The organism is Methylomonas sp. BW4-1 (assembly GCF_052474385.1).
Map to the genome: position 1 here is coordinate 1,825,171 of NZ_CP184125.1, position 14,187 is coordinate 1,839,357.

Annotated in this window: 12 protein-coding genes; 5 read left to right on the top strand and 7 right to left on the bottom strand. The window is 47.7% G+C overall.

Annotated elements, in window-relative coordinates:
• Positions 1–258: 258 nt before the first annotated feature.
• From ACH5Y9_RS08435 to acnB, 3 genes are read left to right on the top strand one after another with little or no spacing between them, the layout of a single operon-like run.
• Positions 259–1,269 (top strand): isocitrate/isopropylmalate dehydrogenase family protein, encoded by a 1,011-nt coding sequence (locus ACH5Y9_RS08435; RefSeq protein ID WP_033156225.1) that lies wholly within the window; start codon positions 259–261, stop codon positions 1,267–1,269.
• A gap of 22 nt (positions 1,270–1,291) precedes the next feature.
• Positions 1,292–1,906, top strand: a complete 615-nt coding sequence (locus tag ACH5Y9_RS08440) for a Uma2 family endonuclease (protein ID WP_033156226.1) — start codon at positions 1,292–1,294, stop codon at positions 1,904–1,906.
• An 18-nt stretch (positions 1,907–1,924) separates the two neighbouring features.
• Positions 1,925–4,483: a bifunctional aconitate hydratase 2/2-methylisocitrate dehydratase gene (acnB, locus tag ACH5Y9_RS08445; RefSeq protein ID WP_445369268.1), complete on the top strand. Its 2,559-nt coding sequence runs from the start codon at positions 1,925–1,927 to the stop codon at positions 4,481–4,483.
• A 115-nt stretch (positions 4,484–4,598) separates the two neighbouring features.
• Here acnB and ACH5Y9_RS08450 read toward each other — a convergent pair whose 3' ends face one another.
• From ACH5Y9_RS08450 to dbpA, 5 genes are all read right to left on the bottom strand, one after another.
• Complete coding sequence (locus ACH5Y9_RS08450; RefSeq protein WP_225587603.1) at positions 4,599–4,973, bottom strand: hypothetical protein; 375 nt, start codon at positions 4,971–4,973, stop codon at positions 4,599–4,601.
• A 412-nt stretch (positions 4,974–5,385) separates the two neighbouring features.
• The gene (locus tag ACH5Y9_RS08455) at positions 5,386–5,808 is read right to left on the bottom strand and encodes an HIT domain-containing protein (RefSeq protein ID WP_445369269.1); all 423 of its coding nucleotides are present in this window, start codon (positions 5,806–5,808) and stop codon (positions 5,386–5,388) included.
• A gap of 67 nt (positions 5,809–5,875) precedes the next feature.
• Entirely contained in the window at positions 5,876–6,733 is an 858-nt protein-coding gene (gene mepA, locus ACH5Y9_RS08460) for a penicillin-insensitive murein endopeptidase (protein WP_445369270.1), read from the bottom strand.
• Between the two features lie 36 nt (positions 6,734–6,769).
• Complete coding sequence (locus ACH5Y9_RS08465) at positions 6,770–7,906, bottom strand: acyltransferase family protein (protein ID WP_445369271.1); 1,137 nt, start codon at positions 7,904–7,906, stop codon at positions 6,770–6,772.
• A 203-nt stretch (positions 7,907–8,109) separates the two neighbouring features.
• Positions 8,110–9,498, bottom strand: coding sequence for an ATP-dependent RNA helicase DbpA (gene dbpA / locus ACH5Y9_RS08470; RefSeq protein WP_445369272.1), 1,389 nt, complete (start codon positions 9,496–9,498; stop codon positions 8,110–8,112).
• Positions 9,499–9,970: 472 nt separating this feature from the next.
• On the opposite strand from dbpA, the gene ACH5Y9_RS08475 reads away from it, so the two are divergent.
• Entirely contained in the window at positions 9,971–10,180 is a 210-nt protein-coding gene (locus tag ACH5Y9_RS08475) for a type II toxin-antitoxin system VapB family antitoxin (protein WP_064041454.1), read from the top strand.
• Between the two features lie 55 nt (positions 10,181–10,235).
• On the top strand, positions 10,236–10,559 hold the full coding sequence (locus ACH5Y9_RS08480) for a VapC toxin family PIN domain ribonuclease (RefSeq protein ID WP_445369273.1): 324 nt from the start codon (positions 10,236–10,238) through the stop codon (positions 10,557–10,559).
• Between the two features lie 163 nt (positions 10,560–10,722).
• On the opposite strand, the gene drt3b is transcribed toward ACH5Y9_RS08480, so the two are convergent.
• Together drt3b and drt3a are read right to left on the bottom strand one after the other, a co-directional pair.
• The gene (drt3b, locus tag ACH5Y9_RS08485) at positions 10,723–12,717 is read right to left on the bottom strand and encodes an antiviral reverse transcriptase Drt3b (protein ID WP_445369274.1); all 1,995 of its coding nucleotides are present in this window, start codon (positions 12,715–12,717) and stop codon (positions 10,723–10,725) included.
• A 501-nt stretch (positions 12,718–13,218) separates the two neighbouring features.
• Positions 13,219–14,040 (bottom strand): antiviral reverse transcriptase Drt3a, encoded by an 822-nt coding sequence (gene drt3a, locus ACH5Y9_RS08490; RefSeq protein WP_445369275.1) that lies wholly within the window; start codon positions 14,038–14,040, stop codon positions 13,219–13,221.
• Positions 14,041–14,187: the final 147 nt, after the last annotated feature.

Consider the following 14,187-nt stretch of genomic DNA (forward strand, 5'->3'; position numbering starts at 1 on the left):
CCGGACGCCGATTATCGGCTTAGGCTGCTTGGGTATGAATTTTGCTGCATTTCTGGGGTGAGTTTGGCTGATAAACTCCGAGTACGCCCGAAATTAAGGCCTACACCAATCCCGCTTGACCATGCGGCGGGGCGCGAAACTGTGTATTATTACTCGCAATAACGGTGCTTTATCAGGCGAATGAGTAACGACTCAATCGCGATACAGATGAGTGCACGCAAAGACTGGTTATTTTTAAACATCAAGTAGGAGAAATGAATGCATAACGTCACGTTGATTAAAGGTGATGGTATTGGCCCTTCGATCATGGACGCCGCCGTGGCGGTGATCAACGCTTCGGGTGCGAAAATTCATTGGCATGAGGCGGACGCCGGCATGTCGGCTTATGAAAGAACCGGCACGCCGCTGCCGGATGCGACGATGGAATCTATCGCCCAGACTCGGGTGGCGTTTAAAGGACCATTGACCACGATGGTGGGCGAGGGGTTTAGAAGCATCAACGTGGAACTGCGTAAACAATACGATCTCTACGCCAACGTACGGCCGGCGAAAAGCTGGAAAGGCGTAAAAACCCGTTACGACGACGTCGATATTGTCATCGTGCGTGAGAACACCGAAGGCCTCTATGTCGGTTTGGAACATTATCTAACCCCGGCTAAAGACATTGCCGAAAGCTTGGCCGTGGTCACCAAGGCCGGTTCCGAACGTATCGTGGAATACGCCTTTAAGTATGCTATCGATAACAATCGTAAGAAAGTGACGGTCTGCCACAAAGCCAATATTTTGAAATACACCCAGGGCTTGTTCCTCAGAGCGGCACGGGAAGTGGCGGCCAAATATCCGGGCATCGAATTCGACGAAAAAATCGTCGATGCCGCTTGCATGCATATGGTGATGAAGCCGGAACAGTTTGACGTGGTTGTTACCACCAATATGTTTGGTGACATTTTGTCGGATTTGACTGCGGGTTTGGTAGGCGGCTTGGGCTTGATCCCTGGTGCGAACATAGGTGCGGACGCCGCGCTGTTCGAAGCGGTACATGGCAGTGCGCCGGACATAGTCGGCAAAAATATTGCCAACCCTACAGCGGTGATGATGGGTGGCGTGATGATGCTGAACCATTTGGGCGAACACGACGCGGCTACCCGAATGCTGAACGCGATTGAAAAAGTCGTGAACGGCGGTGTCTATGTCACCCCGGATTTGAACCCGGACACCAAATACGGCACCCAGGAAATGGGTCAAGCCATCGTCGATGCGATGGAGTGATTAACCAGCGGCGGAGGCGGTTATGAGTGCGCAACCTAAATTCGATAAGCCTTGGATGTCTGTTGAGGATTATCTGGCAGCGGAATTGCTCAGCGACATAAAGCATGAGTATGACGCCGGCGAGCTGGTGGCCATGTCGAGTGCCAGCAAGAATCATGAGCGCATCAAGATGAGTTTGGCTCGACTGTTGGGTAATCATTTACAAGGCAAGCCTTGTGAACCCTTCAGTTCCGATGTCAAAGTTAAGATCGGCCAGTATCTGTTCTACCCCGATGCGATGGTGGTTTGCGAAGATACCTCGACCCACGACTATTATGCCGAAGCGCCAGTCTTGATCGTCGAAGTGCTGTCCAAATCCACTCGCCGCCGCGACGAAACCATCAAGCGCCGCTTGTACCAAACCATTCCCAGCTTGCTGGAATATGTGCTGATCGAGCAGGACATCGTCGATTTCGAGGTCTGCCGGCGTAGCGAAGGCTGGGTCTCCAATCATTACTTTCTCGGTGATCAAGCCCGCTTCGAGTCAGTGGATTTAACGCTGGATGTTGCCGAGATTTATCAGCGGGTTGATAACGACGACATGCGTACTTTTATCGCCGAACAGGCCGCCGCAGACCAAGCGTCCCAAGTCCAATAATTTTTACCGGAAATCATCATGCTAGAACAATACCGAAAACATGTCGCCGAACGCGCTGCCGAAGGCATCGTTCCCAAACCACTGGACGCCGAACAAGTCGCCGCGCTGGTTGAATTATTGAAACAGCCGCCTGCCGGCGAAGAAGCGTTTCTGCTGGATTTGTTGGAAAACCGCATACCAGCCGGCGTCGACGAAGCGGCGTATGTCAAAGCCGGTTTTTTGACCGCCATTGCTAAAGGTGAGGCGACATCGCCACTATTAACAGCTGAAAAAGCCACCGAATTGCTCGGCACGATGCTGGGTGGTTACAACGTCGCACCGTTGATCGAATTGCTGGACAACGCCACGTTGGCGCCGATTGCCGCGAAAGCGCTGTCGCAAATCTTGCTGATCTTCGACGCCTTCCACGATGTGCAGGAAAAAGCCGAAGCCGGCAACGCTTACGCCAAACAGGTACTGCAATCCTGGGCTGATGCCGAATGGTTTACCGCCAAGCCGGAAGTGCCGGAAAAACTCACCGTGACAGTGTTCAAAGTCACCGGTGAAACCAATACCGACGATTTGTCACCGGCACCGGATGCCTGGTCCAGACCGGATATTCCATTGCACGCCAAGGCGATGCTGAAGATGCCGCGCGACGGCATCACCAATGCAGAGCAACAAATCACCGAACTGAAAGCCAAGGGCTTCCCGGTGGCCTATGTCGGCGACGTGGTCGGCACCGGCTCGTCGCGCAAATCCGCTACCAACTCGGTGTTGTGGTTCATGGGCGACGATATTCCGTATATCCCCAACAAGCGCGGCGGCGGTGTTTGTATCGGCGGTAAGATCGCGCCGATTTTCTTCAATACCATGGAAGATTCCGGCGCACTGCCGATCGAATGCGACGTCACTGGCATGGCGATGGGCGACGTGATCGATATTTATCCTTATCAAGGTATCGTCAAACGGCATGATACGGACGAAGTCGTCTGCGAGTTTGCTTTGAAAACCGAAGTGATCTTCGACGAAGTCCGCGCCGGTGGCCGGATTCCGTTGATCATTGGTCGCGGCTTGACCGACCGTGCCCGCCAATTCTTGGGCTTGCCAGCTTCTACGGTATTTCGCCGCTTGGGCGAAGCCGCCGATACCGGCAAAGGTTTTACCCTGGCGCAAAAAATCGTCGGCAAGGCTTGCGGCGTGGCCGGCGTGCGGCCTGGCAGCTATTGCGAACCGAAAATGACCACCGTAGGTTCGCAAGACACCACCGGGCCGATGACCCGCGACGAGCTGAAAGACCTGGCTTGCTTAGGCTTCTCTGCGGATCTGGTGATGCAATCGTTTTGTCATACTGCGGCCTATCCCAAGCCAGTCGATGTGCAAATGCAGCACACCTTGCCGGACTTTATCATGACCCGTGGCGGCGTATCTCTGCGTCCCGGTGACGGCGTGATTCACTCCTGGCTGAATCGCATGCTCCTGCCGGATACTGTCGGCACCGGCGGCGACTCGCATACCCGTTTCCCGATTGGTATTTCCTTTCCGGCCGGTTCCGGGCTGGTGGCCTTTGCCGCCGCCACCGGCGTGATGCCGCTGGACATGCCTGAGTCGGTTTTAGTGCGTTTCAAAGGCCAAATGCAACCCGGCATCACCTTGCGCGATTTGGTGAATGCTATTCCTTATGCGGCATTGAAAAGCGGCTCATTGACCGTCGCCAAGCAAGGCAAGAAGAACGTGTTTTCCGGCCGGATTTTGGAAATCGAAGGCTTACCGGATTTAAAAGTCGAGCAAGCGTTCGAGTTGTCCGATGCCTCCGCCGAACGCTCCGCCGGTGGTTGCACGATCAAACTCAACGAAGCGCCGATTCGCGAGTATTTGAACTCCAACATCACCTTGCTGAAATGGATGATCGCCGAAGGTTACGGCGATGCCAGAACCATTCAGCGCCGCATCAAAGCGATGCAGGATTGGTTAGCCAATCCGGTATTGATGGAAGCGGATAAAGACGCGGAATATGCGGAAATCATTGAAATTGACCTAAATGAAATCACCGAGCCATTGTTAGCTTGCCCAAACGACCCGGATGACATCAAGCCTTTGTCGGAAGTGGCGGGCACCAAGATCGACGAGGTGTTCATCGGTTCCTGCATGACCAACATCGGCCACTTCCGCGCCGCCGGCAAGTTGCTGGAAAAAGCCGGGGCCTTACCCACACGCTTGTGGGTAGCACCACCGACCAAAATGGATCAAAACCAGTTGATCGAAGAAGGCTATTACGGCACCTTCGGCAAGGTCGGAGCGCGCACCGAAATGCCGGGCTGCTCCTTGTGCATGGGCAATCAGGCGCGAGTGGCGGAAGGTTCGACCGTGGTATCGACATCGACCCGCAACTTCCCCAACCGTTTGGGCAATGGCGCGAACGTCTATCTGTCCTCAGCGGAATTGGCAGCGGTGTGCTCGCTATTGGGCAAGATTCCGACGGTTGCCGAGTATATGCAATATGCCGCCAGCATCGAACAAACCAGCGCGGATACCTACCGTTATCTTAACTTCGATCAAATTGATAGTTATCAGGATAAGGCCAAGGAAGTCGCTTAGCCCGGCGTATTTTAGGCATCGTGCCGTAGCAGGCGTGGTAACCCGGTTTTAGCTGGGCTACCGCGCCGCATCAGGTGGGAAGATATGGCGCGGAAGGGTAAGCAATGAAAAAAAATTACAGGCTATCAATAATCTCCAGGCAGCGCTGAAAAGCACTACGGACGATGAAAAAGGTCATTGCAAGCGGGTAGGATAGATAGTGCTCAGGTAGTGCCAGACAAATGAGCACCAATACCGCAACGGCGCAGGAATCGAAGCGGGCCAAATATTTTTGCATATAGCGCAAGGATTCTTGGGATTCCCAATCAAACTGCGGACTTTTGTTGATTAAACCCAGCAGCATCCAACTGCTGAGCAAAGCAAAATAAACCGGAAACACGCTGAATTGCGGTGAGCCGTCGCTGAATTGCGGGCTCCAGTAACCGTACCAAGTCCATAAGCCTGCGGAGGCAAAACCATCGTGCCATATTTTGCTGGGTACTAATTTCAAACAACCACTCAATAGAAAAAGCACCGCAAGGCACGCTCCCGCACCCCATACGGCCTCTATATTGAGTAAGGGTAAAAATGCATTTTGGGTTAAGGTTAGGGGAGTTAAGATTAGACAGCAGACGATGAAAATAGGCATGGTAGTAACAATGGCTTTTTTAAGTTTTACACAGTCTGCCATAAGCTCGACGGATTTGAGCAATCGATATAAGCGGCTTACCTGGCTCGAAATTTCCTGAGCTTCTGATGCGGGCTCAAACTGGAGTCACGATATTTGCAAGCGCCTGTCCTTACGTTGCGACCTTTTTGATTGTGACGTGCTTTTGCACCGAGCGTCAATCACACAATAATTGGGTTATTTCAGTTATTGCATATTCTCGCTTGCTATCCCTGGCTAAAGATTCAATCAATTTTCAATTGATTAAATGCATCTGCAAAGCGGAACGGAGTTGGGTAATCCTTTGTTCGGCCTGGTCGCCTGCATAGGGCAGGCTGGCAAACTTTCCCCATACCGGCGCCGGCCAGGCTTTGTCGGTTTGATAGCGTACTACATGGTGCAGATGCAATTGCGGGACGAGATTGCCAATTGCGGCAATATTGAGTTTGTCGGGGCGATAAATACTCGCAACTGCCTCGGCAAGCAGGCAGGACTCGCTTTGCAGAGCCTGTCTATCCGCCGGTCCAAGCTGATAAATCTCTCTGATATTGTGGCGCCTGGGCACCAGGATGAACCATGGGTATTGGCTATCGTTCATCATTAACAATTCCGATAGCGCAAAGCTCCCTACGTTAAAACAATCTTGCGCCAGTTGTTGATGAAGTACGAAATCGGGCATGGTTATCTCAAATGACGAATAAAATATTTAGCTGACTGGTTCTGTAAAAGCCGATGTGCCAAAACCATCAGGGACGACGCAACAGCTGCTCGCACAATGCCGGTAACGGTGGCGGTGGTAGCGGCACGCTTTTCGACGGGGCTTTGGCTTCCGCGGAAAACCACCACGCCAAGCTGGCGTCGCAACCGTCGCCGGCAGGTAACGGCTCTTGCGAGTCGCAATGCGGACTATGCGCGGGGCATTTCAAGCGCACATGAAAATGATCGTCGTGTTTCCACCATGGGCGAATCTTCCGCAACCATTCACCGGCTCCGGCACTTTTGGTGGTGCACAATTCTTGTTTGATGCTGGGGTTTACAAAAATCCTGTCGACCTCCGGTTGGCGTGCGGCGGCTTCCAGTAGCTTTGCCAGATCCGGCGACCAATGCCGGTAATCCATGGTATCGTTTTGCATGTTCACGACCGACGGTGCGCTCCAGGTTTCGCGTTCGTTGGCCGTCAATTGCCGGTTACTGGCTGGTTCGGATAACAAAAACCATATATCCACATCCAAGCCTGACTGATGGCTGCGATGTCCGCTTAAAGTGGGGCCGCCGCGTGGTTGGCCTAAATCGCCGATCAACAACGAGCCCAATTTATGCTCGGCGCTGAACTGGCCTAGATGCTGGATAAAGCCGATTAAATTGGGGTGGCCGTAATAGCGGTGGCGCGATAAGCGCATCACTTGATAACCTTGGCCGTCCAGGGGCAGGGTAGCCGCGCCACTGAGGCAACCGCTGGTATAGGTGCCTATGCTTTCGCTGGGTTCCTGGGTCGGCGTGGTGATCTTGGCCCAGTCTTGAGCGGTCGAGCCGGCCGTAGCGTCGATGTTAACGCTCAACGCGGCAACGCTTAATAAGATGGATGAAATGCTAGCTAGGCGCATGGTTAATTGGCAAGGAAATGGAATAACTGGCCACAATTATACCGTTGGCTTGCCTATAGCGGCTATCGCATCGGTCACCCGCCGCCCCAAACTCATGCTGGGGATTTCCAGCCAATGATAAAACAACAAAGAAACCCCTTGCACGCAGCCGATAGTGATAAGCCAGCCGCCAAACCAAAGTGCCAGCCGGTTTTCGGTAAACCCTTCCAAAAATTTTAAAACCAGCGGCGTCAGACAAATCAGAATCGCCATGTGGCTGAGATAGGCGCTGTAAGACACTTTGCCGATTTGCCGTAACATCGGTTGCGATAGCACCTGCTGTGCATCTTTAGAACCTAGTACGAACATCAAAATCAAGCCGGCTCCCAAACCGGAACCCAGCCAGACTGCGGTATCGCCAAATATGTCGGACGGCACAAAAGTGCCGCAGGTATAAAACGCTAGGCCGGTCAACAGCAACAGACGCCGTTGCCAGCGGCGGCCGGACAGGTAATGGGTCAGATCGGTGTAGTGTCTGGCAATGGTCATGCCCAATAGAAAATGCAGCAAGAAAATCGACACACCCAATAGGCTGGTCGCCAGCAAGCCAAAAAATACCAGCCAAGAACTGCCGCGTCCCGCCAGCAATAAGCCTACCGGTAGCAGCAAAGACAGTACCAATTCGATACTTAAAGTCCAAGCTTGCGGCAGTAGTACGATCAAGGCGGGCAATTTCAATAAAAAACTCTCGCGTAGCATATCAGAGGGCGTTAACGGAAATTTATGCCACATGCCTGTTATCCAGTCAGTTGCCGGCAGACTGGTCTTCAGTATCGCGCTGTCGAAGGTGTTCACAAACAGGCCGGCGCTAATCAGCAAAACCAATAAGTACGGCAACCAGATCCGAAACATCCGATTGATCAAGAAACGCGCCAAATGAAATTCGCTGAGATCGGGTATATGTCCCGTGCGAAAATAGCGCAAAGACAGCACCACCCCACTGAGCACGAAAAACATCGATACCGCCGCAGAGCCGTCCCACCAAATGTGTAGCGGTGAGAAATCCAACAACTGTTGGCAAAGCGGGGTTTCGCAGGGTAGGCCATACGCGATGACGAAATGTTCGCTGATAACGGCCAAGGCCGCCAGGCCGCGAATGGTGTCGAGGTAACTGATATGCGTTTTAGGTGCCACGGGCAGAATCTTATTTTGGAGTAGTCAGTGTCGGCTGGCATAGGTATAGCAGGCTTTGGCGATTCGGCTATCGAGCGCTGTTATATTTGCTGGGTTGCGAAAGCAGATGCTGATCATCCGTCTTCAGTCGTCATCCCCGCGTCGGCAGGGATGCGGGAATGCCGTCAGAAAAACCAAGCAAAACCGCTGCGCAAGGCTTTAAACTAATTCCATTGCGACTTGCGTACGTTGAAATTGCGGCCCTTGATTTTGCCGGCCCGCAAGCAAGTCAAAGCCCTATCCGCACTGCCGCGTTTCACGGCAACATAAGCGTGTTTATCGAAGATGTCGATTTTGCCCACTTCGCCGCCGGCTATGCCGTTAGCGCCGGTGAGTGCGCCCAAAATATCGCCCGGCCGCATCTTGTCTTTGCGGCCGCCGTCTATCCATAGCGTGACCATCGGCGGCTCGAAGCGGTGTTCGCTGCTCAGTTTAAACGGGGCGATTTCGTCCCATTTCACGGAACCTGCCATATAGTCTTCGATGGCTTTGACTCTGTTCAACTCCGCTTCGCTGACTAAACTCAGTGCCAAGCCTTTCGCGCCGGCACGGCCGGTACGACCAATTCTGTGCACGTACACTTCCGGGTCCCAAGGCAGTTCGTAATTGATCACTGCCTGCATGTCTTTGATGTCCAGCCCCCGAGCGGCAACATCGGTGGCGACCAGAATCGAACAGCTTTTATTGGCAAAACGCACTAACACTTGATCGCGGTCTTTTTGTTCCAGATCACCGTGCAGCGCCTGCACGGAAAAGCCGCAATTGGTCAAGGTATCTGCCACGTCCTGGCATTCGCGCTTGGTATTGCAAAACACCACCGTCGATTCCGGGCGATGATAAGCCAGCAAATAACCGAGCGCATTCAGGCGTTTGGCTTTGTCTACCTGATGAAAACGTTGTTCGATAGGGTTGTCCAGATGGCTGGTTTCGACGCTGACCGAGATCGGTTTGAATTGAAACTTTTGGCTTAGGGCGCGAATCGGCTCGGCGTAAGTCGCCGAGAACAGTAGGGTTTGCCGATGTGTCGGCGCGTAGGAAATCACGTCGGAGATGATGTCGGCAAAGCCCATGTCCAGCATGCGGTCGGCCTCGTCCAGTACCAATACTTTTAAATGATCCAGGCGCAAGCTGGCTTTCTGCAGATGTTCCTGCAAGCGGCCCGGCGTCCCCACTACTACATGCACGCCGTGCTCCAGCGAACTGCGCTGCGGCGCGAACGGCGTGCCGCCGCACAAGGCCAGCACTTTAATATTTTGCGTGAAGCGGGCCAATTGACGGATTTCCTTGCAAACCTGATCGGCCAGTTCGCGGGTAGGGCAAATCACCATGGCTTGCACTTTAAAGCTGCTCAAATCCAGCCGCGATAGCAAGCCAATGCCAAACGCCGCCGTCTTGCCGCTGCCGGTCTTGGCTTGGGCGATCACATCCTTGCCCTCCAGAATATGCGGCAGACTTTCGGCCTGGATTGGTGTCAGGTGGGTGTAACCCAGCGATTCGATGTTTTCCAGTAGGGCGGGTTTTAAGGGCAAGGACGAAAATTCGGGTGTATTCACAAAAGCTCTAATCGATATGATGCGGCGCGCTTGCCGACATGCGGGAGGCCATGATACCAGAGTTGCACATAGGGTCCTTGCCGAATCAACGGGCTGCCAGCTTGCCATTCGCGGTCGATTTTTGCACTTATCGGCTGATAAACAAAATTGTCCGCCGTTCAAACACTAAAAATATCGATCATTCGCTTGAAGCCGAAGGCAGATAAGCGGCAGTGAAAGCTTGGATCCAAACGACGATGAAAAACACGATTGAATTGATGTGGCAAAGGCGGGGGAGGCGAAGGTTGTTTGACTTGGAGATGAGAACCGTTCAACACCCGATCACATTCGAGCGGGAATTTCGAGAGACGCTGGCTAAACAAATGACCGGTTTTTGTTGACTATTAGATTGGCGTTTGGTGCATGTTTTAGCACAATCCCTTGACCTCATTTTTTGATACAGTAGATCATCAAGTGATGCCTGGAAAACCCTATGAGAACCACTGTAACCATAGACGATGCGTTGTACCAAAAGGCCCTGGAAATGGCTGATCCAGATATGGATAAGACCGAAATTTTCCGGGAAGCGATGAAAACCTTCGTGCGGATTCAGGCCGCCAAGCGCTTGGCTGCGTTGGGCGGAACAATGCCGGAGATGGCGGATATTCCCCGAGATCGCCGACAAACCGAACCGTCTGCATGATATTGTCGATACCTCGGTTTCGGTTGACCATTTCAAAAATCGTAACGAAGACTTGGTGCGTTTGCTCGTTTCCGATTCGGCGTTGATTCACTCGCTGATCATTGCCGAATTAGCCTGTGGTACGCCGCCCGCGTCGAGAGCCCAAACCCTGAACAACCTCCGCCAATTAAGGTATTGCAATCAAGCCGGTTTGCAGGAAGTTGAAGATTTCATCGAGCGGGAAGCGCTATATGGCTTGGGTTGCGGACTTATCGATTTGCAGTTGCTGGCCTCGGTTTTGATCACACCCGGCGCAAAGCTTTGGACGTTGGACAAGCGCTTGGCGAGATTGGCCGAGCGCTTTGGCGTGGCTTATCGAACTTCCCCGACTACGAATTGATTTACATGTTCCGTGCGGTTCGTTACCTCGCAGCACGCTACGGCTGCTGCCTGACAAGAAGGTGAAGCACCCCGCCCCTGATGCTTCTTTATATTTCGCAATTGATATGAGATATATAAACCGCTTGTGTGTGGGTAATGCATTTTAGACGGTTGCGGTAAGGCTAATATACCTCCTTACTTCGTTTGGCGTCCAATTCTTTATGGAAATCAAAGTTTTTCCAACAAGTAAACCATTGTTTCCTCATGTTTATAACATCTTGTTGCAAGGATATTTCGAAAACACCATATAATTTTAGTAGTTCGCTTTTTAAACTGGCTGAAACGTATGGGCAAACCAGTGTGTCTAATAAAAGTAAAATAAGCTCTGTATCCTTCCATATTAACTTTTTGTTTTTCAGAAATTTTTCTTGAATTTTTTGCTCTATAAAACCCATTAAATCCGAATAGCGCTTTTTGTCTTTCATATAAAAAATCAACACAGTAATTGAAAAATAGTTGAAAGACTTCGATGAAGTATATTTGGATTGTTCGTCTTTGGAGATGTCAAAAAAACTTGATAAAACAGATTCATCAAGCCTATATTCTTTTCCCAATTCTGCCAGTGTAATCAATAGATACAGGGTTTCCACTTGTGTATTTTCTGTATGTTTGTTTTTCTGTAAAATAAAACAAGAATTGTCAAATATGGATTTGAAAACCAAGTGCTTAAAATCATTCTTCACTTCATTTTTTATGAACGGTATAAACGTCGCCAATATCCTGCAAAGCTTAATAGTAGTGTTTACGCGAGGTGAGACAGAATATATAAAAAATATAAATTCGATGATTTCTAGTATAGCCTTGATTAACTGTTCTTCATTTTTATCGGAGCGAAGATAGTTTTTTAAAATTGACTCACTATTTTTCTCTATAATCGACAGTGCATAATTTAAAATATCTCTGTACTCAACGCTGCACTCTTTGATTATAGTTTTAAATTCTGTGATTAATGGGTTTGCTCTTATTTTTATTACGCCTTTAAATTTTTTTTCCTCAACAAGGTTATCTGTTTCAGTTAGTGTAAAAACTAGTTTCTCGTTAAGAAGGGATTTAATCCGTTTTTTTGCAATTGTAATTTCTGTGATGATCGGCTTTTCGTAAACAATTTGCTTGCTTACATTCAAAGATAGCTTGTAGTCTTTAAGGTGTATCTGAAGAGATTCTAAGATATGTTGTTTTGTTTTTTCATCGTTATAAAAAACAAAATAATCATCGACGTACCTAAATATCTCATAATGTTCTTTATTTCTGATTTGATATGAATTATTCAGTGTGTCTTCTAAAGAACAATCAACGGATTGCAGTATCAATTCAGAAAAAATTCGGGAAAACTCAGGCCCAATAATGATGCCATTGGTCTCATTATAATTTAGCTGTTGCATAAGTGAATCAAAAATACCAGCAAACGTGTTTTTTGATTGGCCTAAGTTTTCTTTAATGCCTTCTTTGTTAAATATTGCCCAAGCTAATGAATGGGTGTATATGCTATTAAAGCACTTCGTAATATCAAGTTTTAGTAACTTATTGTATTTCTTTTCGCATCTATGAAACTTGTAGGACTCGTAAAACTTATAGACGTTACTGTAGTCTTTATAGACAAAGAAAGACCTTAAATTCTTGTATTCTTTTTTACTTTCTTCTACTTGGCAGTTTTCTCTAGATAAGTTTTCTAAGTGGGTTTTGTCATTATGATATACGAACTTTGCCACTCTTTGTGGTTTTCGAATAGAGTAAGGGCTAATGCTGCAATAATAGAGAATTAATTCTTTGAATCGATCGTAGAATTCGATCATTTGCAATTGATTGCGAGGGTGGCAAACCGCTAATTCTCTGAACTCATTTTCTTTATGACTTATTCTGTATTCGAATGGTATGGATACAAATTCTCTTTTATTATTGGGTTCTGGTTCAGGGCCAAAAATAATAGTGATAAGAGTGTCGAGTATATTGTCACCTTTTTTCCATTCAATATCTTGATTTAAGTAGTTAATTTTATTTGATACTAAAAAATCATAAAAATGACGATTAGAAAATGTTAAAGGTACTTCATAAGGTAGTACTTCGGACAAAACAACCCGTGGCTTTTTAAACTGTAGCTTTGTCTTTTTAGTTGTCATTTTTCCATACCTTAACGATTTCTTTTAGCTCTTTTGGTGAGAAATTGTAATATTTTTTTTCTTTCCACCCTACTTCAAAAGACATTCTGGTGAGTCGATCTTTTAACTTTTCAGAAGTAACTTTTGAAAATTTTATTTTGGCATAACAATCCAGCGCTTTAAGAGATGAGCTATCGCAAATCAAACTGTTGGAAAAATAAATACCTACTAGAGCATTGTCTTTATTGTTTGATAAACGCGTGTTGCCTGTAAGAAATCGTATTCTTTTTATAAGAATTTCCCTTGCAAACTTTTCATTCGTTATTGCTTCTTCTTGGTAAGAAGTTAATGCAATGTCAAGCCTGTTTTTGTAGCGTTTTATTTTGTTTTTACTAACTGAAAGATGTATCCGGTCACCTTTAGCGCAGAAGTCATAACCAAGATAATCAAAATTTCCATTTTTATTTATAGTTAAATCTATGTTTTGCGTTTTTTCTGTATTTAGATTTAATTTTGACTGATCTATTTTATCTTGGAAGTTTCTAAAAAAAACTCAGTGTTTGAATTTGGCTTTGGTGCATAGATGGCAATAATATCATCAACGTATCGTGCATAATAAACAAGCTCAGGATGGTTTTTAATTGCATGGTCAAAATCACGCATATAGAGTTCAGCCATATAAGCACTTATACCTATGCCGCGAGGAATGCCAACCGGACTTCCTGATAATTTTCCATATTGATTCAAAATTACTTTTATGAAGGTTCTTGATGATAGCGATAGAAGTCCATCTTTGTTGATTTTATTGAGCAATCTTTCTCGTGAAATGCTTTCATAAAATTCCTTAATATCGGCGCGAATTATATATTTTGGGAATCCGTCATTTAATAGACTGCGTAACTGGCAAATAATATTGTAGCGGTTGCTTTGCTGAACTTTGTATAGTTTTTTAATGTTGTACTGAATTTGCTTTATTATGAAATATGAGTAAACATCAAATTCATCTATCTTATATATTGGCTTTCCAGTTGGTGTGTCTACTTTAATTAGATTAAAACTGAAATCATTTCTAGAGACAATATGACATATTTTTTCAAGCTCTATGTTAAGGAGTTTTTCTTTTTTATCTTTTAATATCTCTTTTTCGCTATTTAACGCTAGTTTTAATTCTTCATAATTTGGTAATTCAACTTTGAGTTTCTTGATTTTTCCTACACAGGTTTTTAGTTGTTTTGTAACTTCTTCAATTTCTGGAAAATATCTCCCTTCTAAATAACTTCCTTTTCGATTTTCGTAGTCAAAAATCTTTCGAAAATTTTCGACGCTGAACGACTGATCTAGCATTGTTATTTGACCTCATCTATTTTCAAAGCTTTCATCCCGAAGCAGGCCTCGATGTATTAAAAGTGTTGAAGGCCAATATACTTCCGTTATGTTATATTAGCTTTATGATTTGAAACCTGACACCGTCGACTCTGCTGGCGCCGCATG